Raw genomic sequence first — 18,540 nt, 5'->3', positions numbered from 1 at the left:
GGTGCCTCGGGGTCGGTCACCTGGTCCGCCACTCAGCCACCGGCCTTGTCCAGCGCCGACTGCAGGGACTGCTTGTATCCGGTGCTGGTATAGGTCGCGCCGGAGACCGCGTCGATGTTCGCACTCTGTGCGCTCACCGCCTCCTGGTTGAGTTGGGGCACGGCCATGGCGGTCTTCTGGTCGCTGAGCCCGCCCTTGGGCGCCTGCACCGCCTCGGCCCTGGTGATCTTCCCGCCGCTCACGGTCACGCGGACCTGGACGGGGCCGTACTGCGTCTGCGCCACGTTACCGGTGACCGTACGCGCCTGGGCCGCCGCCCCCGCCGCCCCTGACGAACCCGACGCCCCGGAACCGCCCGCGGACCCGGACGAGGCCGCGCCGCCGGAGGTGGCCTTCGCCTTGTCGAGCGCCGACTGCAGGGACTGCTTGTACCCGCCGCTCGTGTACGTGGCGCCGGAGACCGCGTCGATCTGCGCGCTCTGCGCGGCGACCGCCTCCTGGTTGAGTTGGGGCACGGCCATGGCGGTCTTCTGGTCGCTGAGCCCGCCCTTGGGTGCCTGCACCGCCTCGGCCCTGGTGATCTTCCCGCCGCTCACGGTCAGGCGCACCTGCACCGGGCCGTACTGCGTCTTGGCCACCTCACCGGTGACGGTCCGGGTGCCGGTCTGCTGTCCGCTGCCGCCCTGCGGCGACTCCTGGGCGGCGGCGGTCTGCTGCGGTGCGGCACCGCCCCCCGCCTGGGCCGAGGCGGGACCCGAGGCCGGCTTCAGGGACAGCAGCAGCACGATCCCGGACACGGTGGCTGCGGTGGCGAGCACGACGCGCCGCACGGGGTGGCTCTTCCTCATCTTCTTCCAGGCTCCTGGTTTCCCGTCGCTCACATCTCGAACGACTCGTGATGGATGCGGCGGGCGGGGACCCCCGCGCCGCGCAGTGCTTCGTACACCTGCTGCGCGAAGCCGGGCGGCCCGCACATGAAGACGTCGTGGCGGTCGATGTCCGGCAGCTTCCGGCTCAGGGTCTCCGCCGAGATGTCGGGGCGTTCCCCGTCCGGGCTGTTGACCGCGTACATCAGCCGGGCGCCGCGCTCCTCCGCGATCTGCGCCAGCTCGTCCCACAGGGCCAGATCATGGGTGGTGTTGGCGCGGTAGAGGAGCGTGATGTCGCCGGGGGCGCCCGGCAGCGTCTCGAACAGGGCCCGCATCGGCGTGATGCCGACACCTCCGGCCACCAGCAGCACCTTGCCCCTGCTGCGCCGGTCGGCGGTCAAGGCACCGTACGGGCCCTCCGCCCACACCCGAGTCCCGGGCTCGAGGTCCCGCAGCGCGGAGCTGTGGTCACCGATGGCCTTCACCGTGATCCGGAGCATGTTCGGGCGGGGCGCCGCCGACAGCGAGTACGGGTGCGAGCTGAACCGCATCCCGGGCGCGAGGAACCGCCAGCGGAAGAACTGCCCGGCCTCCGCGCCCATCCGGTGCAGCTTCCGCCCCGTCATCAGCACCGACACCACCCCGGGCGTCTCCTCGATGACCGCCTCCACCCGCAGCCGGTGCCGCAGGTTGAGCCGGATCGGCGTGAGGATCCGGTACCAGATCACCAGCGCGGTCACCGACCCGTACAGCGCGTACCAGGCGGTCTTCGCCTCCGGCTGCACGGCGAACTCGTTGCCCGTCGACAACTGGTGCCAGAACGACAGGTACGTGGCCGCGTAGGTGAGCAGATGGATGTGGTACCAGAGGTCGTAGGAGATCCTGCGCCGGACCGGTCCGATCGAGAGCAGGCCGATGAGGACCAGCAGGCCCGTGCCGATGGCGGCCTTGCCCACATCCGGCAGCTGTTCGATCGAGTCGACGGTCTGCTGGACGATCCCACCGAGCCCCCTGCCGCTCTGCAGGGCGTAGCCCCACATCGTCAGGAACAGATGGGCGAGGACCAGGCAGACGGTGTACCGGCCGGTCATGGCGTGCCAGCGGGCGACCCGGTCGGAGCCGACCCGGCGCTCCAGCGCGGGCACCCGGGCCATCTGCAGCACCACGAGGGCCATCAGATAGCCGGCGAGCAGGCCGGTGATCCGCCCCGCGTTGAGGATTCTGCTGTTGTTGTCGGCGATGGACGGCGTGTTCGTCCACCACAGCCAGACGACGCCCGCCGCGCCCGCCCAGACGGCGAGCAGCAGCGGGACGGCGGGGGAGCGGCGTGGGCGGATGGCGCGCATCGTCTGGCGCCGCGCGGCGCGGCCACCGGCGATCGTGGACACGGTCTCCTCCGTGATCCTCCATGGGACGGGTGAGGCCAGTGGCCCCCTTGGCCCAGAGGTACGTCGCGGAGCCGCCGTGCGTTCAACCCTTCACGGAGTCCAGCGCCGACTGGAGTGACTGCTGGTAACCCTGGCTCGTGTAAGTGGCACCGGAGACCACGTCGATGTTCGCGCTCTGCGCCGTCAACGCCTCCCGGTTCAGCTGGGGGACGGCGTAGCTGTTGATCTCCTGGTCCCTCGGGTTGTCCTGGGGGTATTCCACGGCGGTGACGTCGGTGAGCTTGCCGTTCTTCACCGTGATCCGCACCTGGACGGGGCCGTAGCGGGTCTGGGCCTCTTCTCCCGTGACGGTCTTGGTGCCGGTGGACCCGGCGGATCCGTTCGTGCTGCCCGAGCCGCTGGAACCGGTGGATCCGTTGGAGCCGGTCGAGCCGCTGGACCCACCGGACCCGCTCGACCCGGCCGCACTGCTCGACGGCGCGGGCGCGGCCACGGCGATGCCGGGCGACGAGTGCGGCTTCATCGACAGCAGCAGCACCATCCCCGAGACGGTCGCGGCGCTCGCCAGCACGATCCGGCGCAGCGGGCTGTTCCTCTTCAACGCGTGCATGACGGCCTCACAGCTCGAACGACTCGTGGTGGATACGGCGGTCGGGGACCCCGGCCGCCCGCAGCGCCTCGTACATGTCCTCCGCGAACCCGGACGGGCCGCACAGATAGACGTCGTGATCGGCGAGTTCGGGCACCGCGCCGTGCAGCGCGCCGGGGGTGAGGCGGGGCCGCGAGCCGTCCTCGCCGTTGAGGGCGTACAGCACCTTCGCGCCGCGCCACCGTGCTATGGACTCCAGCTCGCCGCCCAGCGCCAGGTCCTCCGCCGAGCGCGCCCGGTACAGCAGCGTCACCTCGCCCGGCAGCGTCTCGAACAGGGCGCGCAGCGGGGTGACGCCGACGCCGCCCGCGATCAGCAGGGACCTGCCGGTGGTCTGCCGGTCGGCGGTCAGCGACCCGTACGGGCCCTCCGCCCACACCCGGGTGCCCGGCTGCAGCAGGGCCACCGAGGTGCTGTGGTCCCCGAGCGCCTTGACGGTGATGCGCAGCTGGGTGCGGCGGGGCGGCGCCGACAGCGAGTACGGCGTGGACGTCCAGCGCAGCCCGTCCGTGAGGAACCGCCAGCGGAAGAACTGCCCCGGCTCGGCGCCCAGTTCGTCCAGGTGCCGGCCGCGCATGACGACGGACCACACGCCCGGCGCCTCCTGGTGCACCGACTCCACCCGCAGCCGGTGCCGCAGGTTCAGCCGCACCGGGGTGAGGAGGCGGAACCACACCACCAGGGCCGCGACGCCCAGGTACAGCGCGTACCAGGCGGCCTGCGCGACCGGGTTCCCGGTGAACTCGGCGCCCAGCGCCAGCTGATGACCGAAGGCGAGGAACACCGCCGCATACGTCAGCAGGTGCACGTAGTACCAGAACTCATGGCCGACCTTGCGGCGCACGGCCCGCGCCGAGGTGATCCCGACGGCGAACAGGATGATCGTGCCGATGGTGGCCTTCAGCATCTCCGGGTAGTCCCACACCACCGTGACCGTCTCGTGCACGAGCGAGGCCCGGTCCTGAGCGGCGTACCCGGTCAGGATCAGCACGATGTGCGCGACCAGCAGACAGACCGTGTACCGCCCGGCCATGGCGTGCCAGCGCGCCACCCGGTCCGAGCCGATCCGCCGCTCAAGCAGCGGCACCCGGGCCATCAGGCCCACGAGCACCGCACAGGAGTACCCGCACAGCAGTCCCGCGATCCGCCCGGCCCCGGTCAGCCAGCCCGCCGTGCCCACCACCGAGCCGGTGCTCTGCCACCACAGGGCGACCACGGCGGCGGCCCCGGCCCACAGCAGGGCCAGCAGGGGGGCCGCCGGAGAGCGCCGGACGACCGGCGACAAGGGTGGCGCCTGCTGCTGGTAGACCGTGGTCATGATCTGTTCCTTTCGGGCGTTTCGACGCCGCAACTGTGCAGGCGGAACTTCTGAGGCGGCTCTGAGGAGTCTGAGCCTGCGCTGAAGACGGCGGCGGGGAAGCGCCCTGGTCAGGGAATCTCGGCGGGCGTGCCCGAGACGCTCATAGGGAACTCAGAGCGGCCCGCGTCCTCGGCCGCTGCCGGCAGAGTGGATCCTTGTAAGTGCGATGAACACATCCCGCTCCGGCCGCCCCGCCCTCGCCCGCCCCGACGGCACGCCCCTGCGCGTCCTCGTCGTCGACGACGACCCCGACCTCGCCGAGGTGCTGTCCGGGGCCCTGCGCTACGAGGGCTGGGAGGTGCGCACCGCCGGTGACGGCGCCGCCGCCGTCGCCGAGGCCCGTGACCTGATGCCCGACGCCGTCGTCCTGGACGTGATGCTCCCCGACACCGACGGCTTCGCCGTGCTGCGCGAGCTGCACCATGTGAAACCGGACGTGTGTGTGCTCTTCCTCACCGCCCGCGACGCCGTCGAGGACCGCATCGCCGGCATCACGGCGGGCGGCGACGACTACGTGACCAAGCCGTTCAGCCTGGAGGAGGTCGTCGCGCGGTTGCGTGGCCTGCTGCGCCGGGCCGGCATGGCCCGGCAGCTGGAGGACGGGCCCCGGCTGACCGTCGGCGACCTGGTCATGGACGAGGAGGCCCGCGAGGTCACCCGGTCCGGCGAGCTGATCGAGCTGTCACCGACCGAGTTCGAGCTGCTGCGCTTCCTGATGCGCAACCCGCGGCGCGTCCTCAGCAAGGCCCAGATCCTCGACCGGGTCTGGTCCTACGACTTCGGCGGCCAGGCCCATGTCGTCGAGCTGTACATCTCCTACCTGCGCAAGAAGGTGGACGCGGGTCGCGAGCCCATGATCCACACGGTGCGCGGCGCCGGCTACGTCCTGAAGCCGGTGGCCCGGTGAGGGCCCGGCTGCGCGAGGCGGTACGGCGCCTGCCCCGGCCGCGGACCCTGCGGGCCCGTCTCACCGCCGGGCTCGTGCTGCTGCTGGCGCTCAGCTGCGCCGCCGTCGGGGTGGCCGCCGTGGTCGAGCTGAACGGTTTCCTCACCGGCCGGCTGGACCAGCAGCTGCGGGACGTCGGCCCGCGGTTCGCGGCGAGCCTGGAGCACGGCGTCAAACCGTCGGACCACGACGGCGACGAGCACGCCGACACCCGCAAACAGTCCTTCGGGACCTTCGGCGCCCGGCTGGTCGGGGGCAGGGTCACCAATGTGGGGCTGGTGCACCCCGGCAGCGACAGCACCGATCTCAGCGCCCCGCTGAACGCGGGGGACGAGCGCACGCTCGCCGCGGTGCCCGTGGACGGCAGGGGCCACAGCGTCTGCCTGTCCTCGCTCGGTGAGTACCGCCTCGTGGCGAGCAGCGGCATGGACGGTGACGTACTGATCACCGGACTGCCGCTCGAGCCGGTGGATGCCGCGGTGCACCGCCTGGAACTCGTCGCCGCGGTCGTCTTCGGGGCGGCCCTGGCGGTCACCGGTGTCGCGGGCGCCCTCTGGGTGCGGTGGTCCCTGCGTCCGCTCAGCCGCGTCGCCGCGACCGCCACCCGGGTCAGCGAACTCCCGCTCGCCAGCGGCGAGGTGGCGTTGCCACCGCGCGCCCCCGAGAGCGACCCGCGCAGCGAGGTGGGCCGGGTCGCCGGCGCCTTCAACCGCATGCTCGGCCATGTCGAGGACGCGCTCACCAAGCGGCACGCCAGCGAGGAGCGGCTGCGCAGCTTCGCCGCCGACGCCAGCCACGAGCTGCGCACGCCGGTCGCCTCGGTCCGGGGGCACGCCGAGCTGGCGCTGCTGCATCCGGGTCCGGTGCCGCCGGAGGTGACCCGCGCCCTGGAGCGGATCGCCGCGGAGTCGGGGCGCATGGGCGAGATGGTCGACGATCTGCTGCTGCTGGCCCGCCTGGACGCGGGCCGCCCCCTGGAGCGGCGTCCTGTCGACCTCACTCGTCTGGTCCTCGACGCGGTCACGGACGCGCGGGCCGCCGGTCCCGGCCACGGCTGGACGATGGAGCTGCCGGAGGAGCCGGTGACGGTGACGGGGGACGGCTACCGCCTCCATCAGGTGCTGGCGAACCTGTTGGCCAACGCGCGTTTGCACACACCTGTGGGCACCAAGGTGACCGTATCCCTGGAGACGGACGGCACGGAGGCCGTCCTCACGGTCCACGACGACGGGCCGGGAGTCCCCGCCGAGATCCAGTCGGGGGTGTTCGAACGCTTCACCCGGGCCGAGCACCGCCGCCGCCCGGAACACCGGGGCGGCGGAGCGGGCCTGGGCCTGTCCATCGTGGCGGCGGTGACGGAGGCGCACGGCGGGAGCGTGAGCCTGGAGTGCCGTCCGGGGGCGACGACGTTCACGGTGCGCCTGCCTGTCGGCGGCCCGGGCCGCTCTAGTAACGAGTGATCGCGGTCGTCCCGCCTGCCGTCCCGATAGCGATGTGCGGCCGGCGCCCGGGATCCGCCCATGTCAGGATCCGCTCCATCGCGTCCCCCGGCACCGACACACAACCCTCCGTCGCCCCCTTGCCGTTGACGTGGAGGAAGATGCCGGCGCCACGGCCGCGCACCGGCAGGTCGTAGTTGAACCCGATGACGAGGGCGTAGTCGTACTGCGGGTCGTACGCGATCAGGTGTTCCGACTCGGAGGCGCGGCAGTCGCCCGGGAGGGGTTCCGTCCAGCGGTTGTACGAGAGCGAGTCGTTGTCCTGGCACCACCAGGTGTCCTGACGCACCCGCCGGTAGGGCGCCCTCGCACCCGAGGGCGCGGTCTTGATGCCGAACGCGAACGGCAGGTCGTACAGACCCGTCGGTGTCGTGCTCGTGCCCTGCCGGCGTGAGCCGCCCTCGACGAGCCCCTTCGCCCCGAAGCGCGCGGGTGCCGAGCCCGCCTTGATCCACCGCCCGCCTGTGCGGTCCCACCAGCTGACCGTGCCCGAGGTCGCTCCGGTCGTGGCGGCCTCCGCGGTGATCAGCTGGGTGCCGCCGCCGGTGTCCGCCATCCGCTCGGGCAGCGGGGCGTCCTCGGCGGGGTCCGGTGCGGCACCGAGCAGGAGGAGGGAGGCGGAGGCGAGAGCGGCGACGACACCGGGGCGCATGCCTCAGAACGTAGACGGAGGCAGGGGCAACGGCAGTCCCGGCAGGCCGTCGAGACTCGTTCGGACGTGTTCTTTCCTCCGGAAGTACTCATCGAGGGAGGCGTCGTCCTCGCGCGCGAAACGCTTGGCGTGCAGGTCGCGGTCCTCTTCATAGGCCATGAAGGGCACCGCGTAGCCACAGGTGTCGCGGATGAGCTCGGCCGTCACGACGATGACGGCGCGCAGACCGTGCAGGGTGGGATCGATGTCCGGGAAACGCGTGAGCAGTTCCTCGAAGCGGGGGTCGTCGCGGAAGACCGGCTCGCCGCGGCCGTGCACGCGCACGATGTTGGGCGGGCCCTGGAAGGCGCACCACATGAGGGTGATCCGGCCGTTCTCGCGCAGGTGCGCGATCGTCTCGGCGTTGCTTCCGGCGAAGTCCAGATACGCCACGGTGCGTTCGTCGAGCACGGCGAACGAGCCCTTGAGGCCCTTGGGGGAGAGGTTGACCGTGCCGTCGGCCGACAGGGGAGCGGTCGCGGTGAAGAACACGGGTTGTGCCTCGATGAACGTGCGCAGTCTGCCATCTATGCGCTCATAGGTCTTTCCCATGTCCACGAGTATCGGGGCGCATCGTTCGACTGTCTAAGGAATTCGTCGGAATGGCCCGGGCCCGCCTCCAACGGCGGCGTCCGGTCGCTCGTGGCCGCCCCGGCCGCGCGCGCGGGCGGCCACGACGCCTGTCACGTCACTTGGTGAGCGTGCAGGCGGCCAGGGAGTCCAGGCCCTGCGGCTTGGCGGACGTCCGGCCGATCGCGATGGCGATGCGGTCGATGGTGGACTTCCGCTTGTCCGCCAGCGGGCCGAGGATCGCGTTCTGGACGAAGTTGGGTCCGCCCTGGCCCACCGAGGAGGCGAGCCGCTTGTCGGCCTCGGCGATCTGGGTGTCGAGCAGGGTCAGGTTGCGGTCGACCTCGGCCTGGGCGGAGGCGGGGATCGCGGGCAGCTTCGACTTGACGTCGGGGCAGGAGATGGTGCCCGCGGCGCCGGCGGCGTTCCCGTTCTTGCCGGCATTCCCGGCGTTCCCGTTGCCCGCCTTCCCGTTGCCCGCCTTCCCGTTGTTGTTCTTCCCGCCGGCCTGCTGGGTCGCCATCGCGCCCGGGGCGGCGGTGTTCGTGCCGCCGCCGCTCGCGGCCCCGCCGGCGTTGAGCGCGCACGGCGCCAGCGCGTCCAGTCCCTGCGGCTTGACGGCGGTGCGGCCGATCGCCGTCGCGATGCGGTTGATCGTCGCCACCCGCTTGTCCTTGAGGGGACCGAGGATCGCGTTGTTGACGAAGTTGGGTCCGCCCTGGCCCACGGTGTCCACCAGGCGCTTGTTGGCCTCGGCGATCTGGGTGTCGAGCAGCTGGAGGTTGCGGTCCACCTCGGCCTGGGCGGAGGCGGGGATCGCGGGGAGCTGTGACTTCACGTCCTGGCAGGTGATCGTGCCGGGCCCCGCGGCCAGGGTCCGGGCGCCGTTGCTCTTGGACGTCTCCCCGGCGAGGGCGGAACCGGCGATGACCGCGCCGGAGAGCACCACGGCGGCGGCGCCGCCGATGATCGCCACGCGGCGCTTGTTGTACTTCGGAAGAGCCCTGGACATGAAGATGCCTCACTCGGGTCGGGGGTGACTGCTGTGACGGACACGGCGGTCACGGTGTGACTGCCGTGAAAACGCGGCGCCTGCGTTCGGCGAGAGATACGGGAAAGCGATTGCTCCCGTTCAACGGTTTCGCAAAGAGCCGGTCGCACAGCAGGTCGCGAGCGCGTCACATTGACGAATCATGCATAGTTCTGCATACTCATGCATGTCAGTGAGCGCAGTGTGAGGAGAACCCCGTGACCGAGCGCGTCGTACTCGCCTACTCGGGCGGTCTGGACACCTCCGTCGCCATCGGCTGGATCGCCGAGGAGACGGGCGCCGAGGTCATCGCCGTCGCGGTGGACGTCGGCCAGGGCGGCGAGGACCTGGACGTCATCCGCAAGCGCGCGCTCGCCTGCGGTGCCGTGGAGGCCGAGGTCGCGGACGCCAAGGACGAGTTCGCCGAGGAGTACTGCCTTCCGGCGATCAAGGCCAACGCCCTCTACATGGACCGCTACCCGCTGGTCTCCGCGCTGTCCCGGCCGACGATCGTCAAGCACCTCGTCGCCGCCGCCAAGAAGCACGGCGCCACCACGGTCGCCCACGGCTGCACCGGCAAGGGCAACGACCAGGTCCGCTTCGAGGCCGGCATCGTCGCCCTCGCACCCGACCTGAAGTGCATCGCCCCGGTCCGCGACTACGCGATGACCCGCGACAAGGCCATCGCGTTCTGCGAGGAGAAGAACCTCCCCATCGCGACCACCAAGAAGTCCCCGTACTCCATCGACCAGAACGTCTTCGGGCGCGCGGTCGAGACGGGCTTCCTGGAGGACATCTGGAACGCCCCGATCGAGGACATCTACGAGTACACCTCCAACCCGGCCGTCCCCCGCGAGGCCGACGAGGTGGTCATCTCCTTCAAGGAGGGCGTCCCGGTCGCCATCGACGGCAAGCCCGTCACCGTCCTGCAGGCCGTCCAGCAGCTCAATGAGCGCGCCGGCGCCCAGGGCATCGGCCGGATCGACATGGTCGAGGACCGCCTGGTCGGCATCAAGTCCCGCGAGGTCTACGAGGCTCCCGGCGCGATCGCCCTGATCACCGCCCACCAGGAGCTGGAGAACGTCACCGTCGAGCGCGAACTCGCCCGCTACAAGCGGCAGGTCGAGCAGCGCTGGGGCGAACTGGTCTACGACGGCCAGTGGTTCTCCCCGCTCAAGCGCGCCCTGGACGGCTTCATCAACGAGGCCAATCAGCACGTGAACGGCGACATCCGGATGACCCTGCACGGCGGCCGCGCGGTCGTCACCGGCCGGCGTTCCGAGTCGTCGCTCTACGACTTCAACCTCGCGACCTACGACACGGGCGACACGTTCGACCAGTCCGCGGCCAAGGGCTTCATCGACATCTACAGCCTGTCGTCGAAGATCGCGGCACAGCGCGATCTCGCAGGCGAAGCCTGACGCGGATACGGCCGGACCGGCCCACCGGCCTGACGACCGCCTCCTCACCAGCCGCGGGGAGGCGGTGGCACACCGACACCCTCTAGGAGCGACCCAAGTGAGCAGCAACACCGGTGACGTACGGCTCTGGGGCGGCCGTTTCGCCGACGGCCCCGCCGAGGCCCTGGCGAAGCTGTCCGCGTCCGTCCACTTCGACTGGCGGCTCGCGCCGTACGACATCGCCGGCTCCCGGGCCCACGCGCGCGTGCTGCACAAGGCGGGGCTCCTCACGGACGACGAGCTGACGCGGATGCTGGCGGGGCTCGACCGGCTCGAGGCGGACGTCGCCGACGGCTCCTTCACCGGCACGATCGCCGACGAGGACGTCCACACGGCCCTGGAGCGCGGTCTGCTGGAGCGCCTCGGCCCCGAGCTGGGCGGCAAGCTGCGCGCGGGCCGCTCCCGCAACGACCAGGTCGCCACGCTGTTCCGTATGTACCTGCGCGACCACGGCCGGATCATCGGCGGTCTGATCGCCGACCTCCAGGACGCCCTGATCGGCCTGGCGGAGGCCCACCCGGACGTGGCGATGCCCGGCCGCACCCACCTCCAGCACGCCCAGCCGGTGCTCTTCGCGCACCACGTGCTCGCCCACGTCCAGTCGCTGTCCAGGGACGCCGAACGGCTGCGCCAGTGGGACGAGCGGACGGCGGTGTCGCCGTACGGCTCCGGCGCCCTGGCCGGGTCCTCCCTCGGCCTGGACCCGGAGGCGGTCGCCGAGGACCTGGGCTTCGAGCACGGCAGTGTGGCCAACTCCATCGACGGCACGGCATCCCGTGACTTCGTCGCCGAGTTCGCCTTCATCGCCGCGATGATCGGCGTGAACCTCTCCCGGATCGCCGAGGAGGTCATCATCTGGAACACGAAGGAGTTCTCCTTCGTCACGCTCCACGACGCCTTCTCCACCGGCTCGTCGATCATGCCGCAGAAGAAGAACCCGGACATCGCAGAGCTGGCCCGCGGCAAGTCCGGCCGCCTGATCGGCAACCTGACGGGCCTGCTGGCGACCCTCAAGGCCCTCCCGCTCGCGTACAACCGCGACCTCCAGGAGGACAAGGAGCCGGTCTTCGACTCCATCGACCAGCTGGAGGTCCTGCTCCCGGCCTTCACCGGCATGATGGCCACGCTGACCGTGCACCGCGAGCGCATGGAGGAACTGGCCCCGGCCGGGTTCTCGCTCGCCACCGACATCGCCGAGTGGCTGGTCAAGCAGGGCGTGCCGTTCCGGGTGGCGCACGAGGTGGCCGGTGAGTGCGTCAAGGTCGCCGAGGCCGAGGGCAAGGAGCTGGACGAACTCACGGACGAGCAGTTCGCGAAGATCAGCGCCCACCTCACCCCCGAGGTGCGCTCCGTCCTCAACGTCCCCGGCGCCCTCGCCTCCCGCAACGGCCGCGGTGGCACGGCCCCCGAGGCGGTCGCCGTGCAACTCGCCGAGGTGAAGGCGGACCTCGCCGTGCAGCGGACGTGGGCCACGGCCAAGCAGGCGTAGCAGGATCTCCCTCCGAAGGGCCCGGACATCGCGTCCGGGCCCTTCGTGCTGTCCGGCCGCGCTCTCCGGTCGGGCCGGGTAACGGATGGGTTTCAGCCACTGTCCGGATTCTTGACGTCCGTCTACCCGGAGGTAACTATTCCGGTGCGGTCGGCATTGCCGAACAGCGGTCGGCCCACACCGAGCACGAAAGGGACATCATGCGCGGACCAAGTGGACGAAGTGGACGGCGAACAGCCCGGCTCCTCGCCGTCGCCGCGACCGCGGCGCTGTGCACCATCGGTATCGCGGCCCCGGCAGGCGCGGACACCGTCGACATCGCGCCACCGGGCGCCAACGACTGGTCGTGCAAGCCGGACTCGGCCCACCCGCAGCCGGTGGTCCTGGTGAACGGCACCTTCAAGACCTCGTACGAGAACTGGCTGACCCTCTCGCCCGCGCTGGTGAACGCCGGTTACTGCGTCTTCTCCTTCGACTACGGCGACATGGAGACCGCCCCGATCCCGGACTCGGCGGCCCAGTTGCGGGACTTCGTGAACGCCGTGCTCGGTGCGACCGGCGCCAAGAAGGTCGACATCGTCGGCCACAGCCAGGGCGGCATGATGCCCCGCTACTACGTCAAGTTCCTCGACGGTGCGACCAAGGTCGACGACCTCGTCGGCATCGTCCCCTCCAACCACGGGACCACCAACCCGCTCGCCCTCGCGGCCGGCGCCACCGTCTGTCCCTCCTGCGTCGACCAGACCGCCGGCTCGGCCTTCCTGGCGAAGCTCAACTCGGACCCGGAGACCCCGGTCGGTCCGGACTACACGGTGATCACCACCCGTGACGACGAGGTCGTGGTTCCGTACACCAGCGCCTTCCTCGACGGCCCGGCCTCGTACGTCACCAACGTGCTGCTCCAGGACCGCTGTCCGCTCGACACCACCGAACACGACCAGGCGCCCAAGTCGCCGCTCGTCGAGCAGTGGGTGCTCAACGCCCTGAACCGGAAGGGTCCGGCCGACCCGGCCTTCGAACCACGCTGCGTCAGCACGGGCTGAATCGGAGCGCCGGTAGATTGGGGCGGGTCACCGGGTCCGCCGAGAGTGCAAGGAGCCCGCCATGCCGTTCAGCCTTCCCCAAGCTCTCGGCTTCGCTCGAGCAGGGCAGACCCCAATGGACGCCGCCACCACGGCCACCCCGCACATCGGACTCGGACTGGCCGCCGTCGGCCGCCCGGGCTACATCAACCTCGGCCGTGACCGGGACCTTCCCGCCCACCGCACCGTCGACGCCCTGCGCGAGCGCACGCACGAACTCCTGGACGCCGCCTACGCGCAGGGCGTCCGCTACTTCGACGTGGCCCGCTCCTACGGCCGCTCGGAGGAGTTCCTCGCCGAGTGGCTGTCCGCCCGCCCCGGCATCGACGACGTGGTGGTCGGCAGCAAATGGGGCTACACCTACACCGCGCAGTGGACCACCGACGCGGAGCAGCACGAGGTCAAGGACCACAGTGTCGCCACCTACGAGCGGCAGCGCGCCGAGACCGCCGCCCTGCTCGGCGACCGGCTCGACCTCTACCAGATCCACTCCGTCACTCCTGACAGCCCGGCCCTGACCGACAAGGAACTCCACGCCCAACTGGCCGAGGCCGCCGCGCAGGGGCTCACCGTCGGTTTCTCCACCAGTGGCCCGGCGCAGGCCGACGCGATCCGCGCCGCGCTCGCCGTGACGGTCGGCGGCGAGCCCCTCTTCCGTGCCGCCCAGTCCACGTACAACCTGCTGGAGACCTCCGCCGGGCCCGCCCTCGCCGAGGCCCACGACGCCGGGCTCACAGTGATCGTCAAGGAGGGCATGGCCAACGGACGGCTGGCGGACCCGCACGCGCCGGACGCCTTGAAGGCCGTGGCCGCTCAGACGTCCCTCGGCTGCGACGCGGTCGCCCTCGCCATGATCCTGCGCCGGCCCTGGGTGGGCGTAGTCCTCTCCGGCGCGGCCACCACCGGCCAGCTCGCCTCGAACCTGCACGCCGCCGCCGTCGACCTCGACGAGGACCAGCTGGCCCGCCTCGAGACGCTCGTCGAGGACCCGCGCGCGTACTGGGAGCGCCGCGGGCAGTTGCCCTGGCACTGAGATCACGCCGAGTCCGGTTTGGTGAGACGTACATGCCTGGTGTGAGACAACAATGTCTCACATGGCTTATGGTTGTCTCATGGCCGTCGACCGTGACCACGTGCTGCGCAGCGCAGCCGCCCTGCTGACCCGCAAATCCACCGCGACCATGGACGAGGTCGCCAAGGCGGCCGGGATCAGCCGGGCCACGCTGCACCGCCACTTCGCCGGGCGTGACGCGCTCGTACGTGCCCTTGAGGTGCTCGGTATCGAGGAGTGCGAGGCGGCGCTGGACGCGGCCCGGCTGGACGAGGGCTCGGCGACCGACGCCGTACGCAGGCTCGTGCGCGAGATCCAGCCCGCGGCCGGGCTGCTCGCCTTCCTCTACGGCGAGAACCAGCTGTGGGAGGGCGAGGGCCAGAACGAGGGCTGGTTGCGGATCGACACCCGGATCACCGCGGTCTTCCTGCGCGGTCGGCACAGCGGCGAATTCCGCGTCGACCTCCCCCCGGCCTGGCTCACCGAGGCGCTGTACGGACTGATCGCCTCGTGCGCCTGGGCCGTACTGGACGGTCGTGTGGCCGCCAGGGACTTCCCCATCATGATCGCCGAGCTGTTGCTCGGCGGCGCCCTACGGAGAGAGGAACCATGACCAGCACCCTGCAGCATGGGGGTGCCCCCTGCTCGAGCGAAGCCGAGAGCTTGGGGGACACGGAGTCGCAGGCGGAGAAGCGCCCGGGCCGGTGGCTCGCGCTCTGCGTCCTCGTGCTCGCCGTGCTGCTGGTGGCCGTGGACGCGACCGTCCTCGGCCTCGCGACTCCCTACATCAGCGAGGACCTGAAGCCCTCCGGCACCCAGCTCCTGTGGATCGGCGACGTCTACTCCTTCGTCATCGCCGGTCTGCTCGTCTCCATGGGCAGCCTCGGCGACCGCATCGGCCGCAAGCGCATCCTGCTCGGCGGCGCCACGGTCTTCGGCGCGATATCCGTCCTGAACGCCTACGCCCAGTCGCCGGAGACCATGATCCTGGCCCGGGCGCTCCTCGGCGTCGCAGGCGCGACCCTGATGCCCGCCACACTCGCCCTGATCCGCAACATCTTCCACGACCCGCGCGAGCGCAGCCTCGCCGTCGGCATCTGGGGCGCCACCGCCTCGGCGGGCACGGCGGTCGGCCCGATCGTCGGCGGTCTGCTGCTCGAGCACTTCTGGTGGGGCTCGGTCTTCCTCATCAACCTGCCGGTGATGGCGGTCCTGGTTCTGGTCGGCGTCAGGACCCTGCCCGAGTCCCACGACCCGGACCCGGGCCCGTGGGACCTGCCGAGCGTCGCCTTGTCGCTCGTCGGGATGATCGGCGCGGTGTACGCCGTGAAGGAGGCGGCCGCCCACGGATTCACCTGGCCGGCCGTGGGCACCGGACTCCTCGGTGCCGCCGCGCTCCTCGGCTTCGTACGCCGCCAACTGACGCTGCCGGTCCCGCTGCTGGACATGCGGTTGTTCCGGCGCCGGGGCTTCAGCGGTGCGGTGCTCGCGGACCTGCTGACCGTGCTCGGCATGTCCGGACTGGTCTTCTTCCTCTCCCAGTACCTGCAACTCGTCCAGGGCAGGCGCCCCTTCGAGGCCGGTCTCGCCGAACTGCCCGCCGCCCTCGGCGCGGTGGCGGCGGGGCTGGTCGCGGGCGCGGCGGCCCGGCGCTTCTCGGTACGGGCGGTGGTCTCGGGCGGCCTCGCCGCGGTGGGCCTGGCGCTGGCCGCCCTGACCCTGCTCGACCGGACCACGGGCTACTCGCTGATCGGGACCGCGCTGCTGGTCGTGGGCGTCGGCGCGGGCCTGTCGTTCACCGTCACCGCCGACGTGATCCTCGCCGGCGTGCCCAAGGACCAGGCGGGCGCCGCCTCCGCGGTCTCGGAGACGGCGTACGAACTCGGCGCTGCCCTCGGCATCGCCCTGCTCGGCTCGATCGTGACCGGGACCTACCGGGACTTCCCGGCGCCACCGGGCACCCCGGCCGAGGCGCACGCATCACTGGGCGGCGCGGTGGAAGCGGCGGCGAACCTTCCGCCGACCACCGCCCAGGCACTGCTGACGTCGGCCCGCGAGGCGTTCGTCGAGGGCCTCAGATGGGCGACGGGTGCCGGAGCGGTGATCCTGCTCGCGACGGCGGTGGCAGCGTGGTTCCTGCTCCGGGGCCAGCGGCTGGAGAGTGCGTCGTAAGCCGTTGCGGGCCGTGCGCCTTGCGGCTACGCCGCCTTCGCCTTCGTGGCGTACATGTCCACGTACTCCTGTCCCGAGAGCCGCATGACCTCCGTCATCACGGAATCGGTGACGGCCCGCAGCACATAGCGATCCCGGTCCATCCCCTCGTACCGGGAGAACTCCATCGGCTCACCGAACCGCACGGTGACCCGCCCCGGACGGGGCATCCCCCGCCCGCCGGGCTGCAACTTGTCCGTGCCGATCATCGCGAACGGCACCACGGGCGCCCCGGTCATCAGCGTCAGCCGCGCGATACCGGTGCGGCCCCGGTACAGCCGCCCGTCGGGCGAGCGTGTGCCCTCCGGGTAGATGCCGAAGACCTTGCCCTCCTCCAGCACGCGGCGCCCGGTCATCAGCGCGGCCACACCGCCGCTCGCGCCGTCCCGGTCGACAGGGATCATGCCGACGCCCGTGAAGAACCAGGCCATCAGCCGGCCCTTGATGCCCTTGCCCGTGACGTACTCGTCCTTGCCGATGAAGAACACCTGCCGCTTGGTCACCAGCGGCAGCACGATCGAGTCGATGAACGTCAGGTGGTTGCCGGCCATGATGACCGGGCCGTCGGCCGGGATGCGCTCCGCGCCCTCCACCTGTGGGCGGAACATCAGGCGCATGATCGGTCCGAGCACTGCCTTGATGAGCACGAAGCGGGACAACGGGCCCTCCGGTGTCAAGGGATGCGGTATGAGTCTGTGCAGGTGAGGACGATACTCGTGACGACCGGGGTGTCGCACACCGGGTTCACCGAGTGGATACGCGTCATTGACGAGTGTTTACCTGCGATGGTGGTTTTGTTGCACGTTCGTCATCCGCCGGACGGGTGTGGCGAACGCCGCACGGACGATTGACGGGTCGTCATCCGGGGTACCTCACAACACCGTCGTCATCCACCCTGGAGGACGGCCCCCGTGCGCCGCGCGTTCCCGCACACGTCTCCCGGCCGTCACCCGTCCGCACCTACGATCGACCCGCTTCGAACAGGTGTGGCGAGAGGAACACATGGGCGCGCAGGAGTCTTACGAGCAGGGGCAGGGGCAGGGGCAGGGGCAGGGGCAGGGGACGGGCGGCGGGCGCTGCTCGGGGCCGCGGTGCTCGGCGCCGGCGGAGCGGTCCTCGGACTGCCCGGCGTCGCGAGGGCGGACGCGCGGCACACGGGCGGCGGGCTGAAGGGCCTGCCTGTGCCGACGATCATCGGTCACCGCGGAGCCAGCGGCTACCGTCCCGAGCACACGTTCGGCTCATACGATCTCGCACTCGACCTGGGCGCCGACATTGTGGAGGCCGGTGACCTGGTGCCCACCAAGGACGGCCACCTGGTGTGCCGGCACGAGCCGGAGATCGGCGGGACCACCGACGTCGCCGACCACCCCGAGTTCGCCGACCGCAGGAAGACCAAGGTCCTGGACGGTGTCTCCACCACCGGCTGGTTCACCGAGGACTTCACGCTCGCCGAGCTGAAGACGCTGCGCGCGATCGAGCGCATCCCGGCCACCCGCCAGCACAACACCCTCTACAACGGCCGCTGGGAGATCCCCACCTTCGAAGAGGTCCTGAAATGGCAGGACGAGCAGACCCGCAAGCGCGGCAAGCAGGTGTGGATCTACCCCGAGACCAAGCACCCCACCTACTTCCGCAAGCAGGGTCTCGACATGGAGCGGTTGCTCTCCAAGGCCCTGCGCAAGCACGGCAAGGACCGGAAGAACTCACCGGTCGTCATCCAGTCCTTCGAGCCGAGCAGCATCCAGCGCCTGGACAAGCTCGTCGACAACCCGCTCGTGGTGCTCCTGTCCGCCGCGAACACCCGCCCCTTCGACTTCGTCGAGTCGGGCGACCCGCGCACGGTCGCCGACCTCATCACCCCCAAGGGCCTGAAGGAGATCGCCTCCTACGCCCAGGGCATCGGCCCCACCCTCGACCTGGTCGTCCCGAAGGACGCGAAGGGCAACCTCACCGAGCCCTCCACTCTGGTCGCCGACGCACACGCCGCGGGCCTGATCCTGCACCCGTACACGATGCGCGACGAGAACGCCTTCCTGCCCACGAACTTCCAGAAGGGCACCGATCCGACGGCCTACGGCGACGTCTTCGGCGCCTTCAGGACCTACTTCGCGACCGGCATCGACGGTGTCTTCACCGACAACGCCGACACAGGCGTGCTCGCCCGCGAGGACTTCCTGCGCGGCTGAGCGGTCGACACGCGCCACGAGTACCCCGTCGGGGTGACTCGCGTCCGCCCCGGCAA

Annotated in this window: 17 protein-coding genes; 9 read left to right on the top strand and 8 right to left on the bottom strand. The window is 71.0% G+C overall.

Annotated features, from left to right (window positions below):
* Nucleotides 1-32: 32 nt before the first annotated feature.
* From N8I84_RS08630 to N8I84_RS08615, 4 genes are all read right to left on the bottom strand, one after another.
* Complete coding sequence (locus N8I84_RS08630) at nucleotides 33-848, bottom strand: FMN-binding protein (protein WP_263228988.1); 816 nt, start codon at nucleotides 846-848, stop codon at nucleotides 33-35.
* 29 nt (nucleotides 849-877) lie between these two features.
* On the bottom strand, nucleotides 878-2,215 hold the full coding sequence (locus N8I84_RS08625) for a ferredoxin reductase family protein (protein ID WP_263234701.1): 1,338 nt from the start codon (nucleotides 2,213-2,215) through the stop codon (nucleotides 878-880).
* A 124-nt stretch (nucleotides 2,216-2,339) separates the two neighbouring features.
* Nucleotides 2,340-2,867, bottom strand: coding sequence for an FMN-binding protein (locus N8I84_RS08620; RefSeq protein ID WP_263228987.1), 528 nt, complete (start codon nucleotides 2,865-2,867; stop codon nucleotides 2,340-2,342).
* 7 nt (nucleotides 2,868-2,874) lie between these two features.
* Nucleotides 2,875-4,224, bottom strand: coding sequence for a ferredoxin reductase family protein (locus N8I84_RS08615; RefSeq protein ID WP_263228986.1), 1,350 nt, complete (start codon nucleotides 4,222-4,224; stop codon nucleotides 2,875-2,877).
* Between the two features lie 208 nt (nucleotides 4,225-4,432).
* On the opposite strand from N8I84_RS08615, the gene N8I84_RS08610 reads away from it, so the two are divergent.
* Complete coding sequence (locus N8I84_RS08610) at nucleotides 4,433-5,173, top strand: response regulator transcription factor (protein WP_263228985.1); 741 nt, start codon at nucleotides 4,433-4,435, stop codon at nucleotides 5,171-5,173.
* Entirely contained in the window at nucleotides 5,170-6,672 is a 1,503-nt protein-coding gene (locus N8I84_RS08605) for a sensor histidine kinase (RefSeq protein ID WP_263228984.1), read from the top strand. The genes N8I84_RS08610 and N8I84_RS08605 overlap by 4 nt, the downstream gene beginning before the upstream one ends.
* Here N8I84_RS08605 and N8I84_RS08600 read toward each other — a convergent pair.
* The 3 genes from N8I84_RS08600 to N8I84_RS08590 form a co-directional block, all read right to left on the bottom strand.
* Nucleotides 6,659-7,363, bottom strand: a complete 705-nt coding sequence (locus N8I84_RS08600) for a L,D-transpeptidase family protein (RefSeq protein ID WP_263228983.1) — start codon at nucleotides 7,361-7,363, stop codon at nucleotides 6,659-6,661. The two genes, N8I84_RS08605 and N8I84_RS08600, sit on opposite strands and share 14 nt — an antisense overlap.
* A 3-nt stretch (nucleotides 7,364-7,366) precedes the next feature.
* Nucleotides 7,367-7,954 carry a pyridoxamine 5'-phosphate oxidase family protein gene (locus tag N8I84_RS08595; RefSeq protein ID WP_263228982.1) on the bottom strand — a complete coding sequence of 196 codons (588 nt, stop codon included), beginning with the start codon at nucleotides 7,952-7,954 and terminating at the stop codon, nucleotides 7,367-7,369.
* A 136-nt stretch (nucleotides 7,955-8,090) separates the two neighbouring features.
* Entirely contained in the window at nucleotides 8,091-8,984 is an 894-nt protein-coding gene (locus tag N8I84_RS08590) for a hypothetical protein (protein ID WP_263228981.1), read from the bottom strand.
* A 236-nt stretch (nucleotides 8,985-9,220) separates the two neighbouring features.
* On the opposite strand from N8I84_RS08590, the gene N8I84_RS08585 reads away from it, so the two are divergent.
* From N8I84_RS08585 to N8I84_RS08560, 6 genes are all read left to right on the top strand, one after another.
* Nucleotides 9,221-10,423, top strand: a complete 1,203-nt coding sequence (locus tag N8I84_RS08585) for an argininosuccinate synthase (RefSeq protein ID WP_263228980.1) — start codon at nucleotides 9,221-9,223, stop codon at nucleotides 10,421-10,423.
* Nucleotides 10,424-10,520: 97 nt separating this feature from the next.
* Complete coding sequence (gene argH / locus N8I84_RS08580; RefSeq protein ID WP_263228979.1) at nucleotides 10,521-11,951, top strand: argininosuccinate lyase; 1,431 nt, start codon at nucleotides 10,521-10,523, stop codon at nucleotides 11,949-11,951.
* A gap of 200 nt (nucleotides 11,952-12,151) precedes the next feature.
* Nucleotides 12,152-12,994, top strand: coding sequence for a lipase family protein (locus N8I84_RS08575; RefSeq protein WP_263228978.1), 843 nt, complete (start codon nucleotides 12,152-12,154; stop codon nucleotides 12,992-12,994).
* A gap of 115 nt (nucleotides 12,995-13,109) precedes the next feature.
* On the top strand, nucleotides 13,110-14,066 hold the full coding sequence (locus N8I84_RS08570) for an aldo/keto reductase (protein ID WP_263234700.1): 957 nt from the start codon (nucleotides 13,110-13,112) through the stop codon (nucleotides 14,064-14,066).
* A gap of 79 nt (nucleotides 14,067-14,145) precedes the next feature.
* Entirely contained in the window at nucleotides 14,146-14,697 is a 552-nt protein-coding gene (locus N8I84_RS08565) for a TetR/AcrR family transcriptional regulator (protein WP_263228977.1), read from the top strand.
* Nucleotides 14,694-16,256 (top strand): MFS transporter, encoded by a 1,563-nt coding sequence (locus N8I84_RS08560; protein ID WP_263228976.1) that lies wholly within the window; start codon nucleotides 14,694-14,696, stop codon nucleotides 16,254-16,256. Before N8I84_RS08565 ends, N8I84_RS08560 begins: the two co-directional genes overlap by 4 nt.
* A 26-nt stretch (nucleotides 16,257-16,282) precedes the next feature.
* Here the strand turns inward: N8I84_RS08560 and N8I84_RS08555 are convergent, their stop codons facing one another.
* The gene (locus N8I84_RS08555; RefSeq protein ID WP_236041779.1) at nucleotides 16,283-16,912 is read right to left on the bottom strand and encodes a lysophospholipid acyltransferase family protein; all 630 of its coding nucleotides are present in this window, start codon (nucleotides 16,910-16,912) and stop codon (nucleotides 16,283-16,285) included.
* A gap of 474 nt (nucleotides 16,913-17,386) precedes the next feature.
* On the opposite strand from N8I84_RS08555, the gene N8I84_RS08550 reads away from it, so the two are divergent.
* The gene (locus N8I84_RS08550) at nucleotides 17,387-18,484 is read left to right on the top strand and encodes a glycerophosphodiester phosphodiesterase (protein ID WP_263228975.1); all 1,098 of its coding nucleotides are present in this window, start codon (nucleotides 17,387-17,389) and stop codon (nucleotides 18,482-18,484) included.
* The last annotated feature ends 56 nt before the right edge of the window (nucleotides 18,485-18,540 follow it).

Source organism: Streptomyces cynarae (assembly GCF_025642135.1).
GTDB classification, from domain to species: Bacteria; Actinomycetota; Actinomycetes; order Streptomycetales; family Streptomycetaceae; genus Streptomyces; species Streptomyces cynarae.
This window is presented reverse-complemented; position numbering and strand designations above follow the sequence as displayed.

Bases quoted from the DNA above. Each gene is read 5' to 3' on its own strand.
- N8I84_RS08630 (WP_263228988.1), bottom strand. From the start codon at position 848: ATGAGGAAGAGCCACCCCGTGCGGCGCGTCGTGCTCGCCACCGCAGCC.
- N8I84_RS08625 (WP_263234701.1), bottom strand. From the start codon at position 2,215: ATGCGCGCCATCCGCCCACGCCGCTCCCCCGCCGTCCCGCTGCTGCTC.
- N8I84_RS08620 (WP_263228987.1), bottom strand. From the start codon at position 2,867: ATGCACGCGTTGAAGAGGAACAGCCCGCTGCGCCGGATCGTGCTGGCG.
- N8I84_RS08615 (WP_263228986.1), bottom strand. From the start codon at position 4,224: ATGACCACGGTCTACCAGCAGCAGGCGCCACCCTTGTCGCCGGTCGTC.
- N8I84_RS08610 (WP_263228985.1), top strand. From the start codon at position 4,433: ATGAACACATCCCGCTCCGGCCGCCCCGCCCTCGCCCGCCCCGACGGC.
- N8I84_RS08600 (WP_263228983.1), bottom strand. From the start codon at position 7,363: ATGCGCCCCGGTGTCGTCGCCGCTCTCGCCTCCGCCTCCCTCCTCCTG.
- N8I84_RS08595 (WP_263228982.1), bottom strand. From the start codon at position 7,954: ATGGGAAAGACCTATGAGCGCATAGATGGCAGACTGCGCACGTTCATC.
- N8I84_RS08590 (WP_263228981.1), bottom strand. From the start codon at position 8,984: ATGTCCAGGGCTCTTCCGAAGTACAACAAGCGCCGCGTGGCGATCATC.
- N8I84_RS08575 (WP_263228978.1), top strand. From the start codon at position 12,152: ATGCGCGGACCAAGTGGACGAAGTGGACGGCGAACAGCCCGGCTCCTC.
- N8I84_RS08570 (WP_263234700.1), top strand. From the start codon at position 13,110: ATGGACGCCGCCACCACGGCCACCCCGCACATCGGACTCGGACTGGCC.
- N8I84_RS08565 (WP_263228977.1), top strand. From the start codon at position 14,146: ATGGCCGTCGACCGTGACCACGTGCTGCGCAGCGCAGCCGCCCTGCTG.
- N8I84_RS08560 (WP_263228976.1), top strand. From the start codon at position 14,694: ATGACCAGCACCCTGCAGCATGGGGGTGCCCCCTGCTCGAGCGAAGCC.
- N8I84_RS08555 (WP_236041779.1), bottom strand. From the start codon at position 16,912: ATGCGCCTGATGTTCCGCCCACAGGTGGAGGGCGCGGAGCGCATCCCG.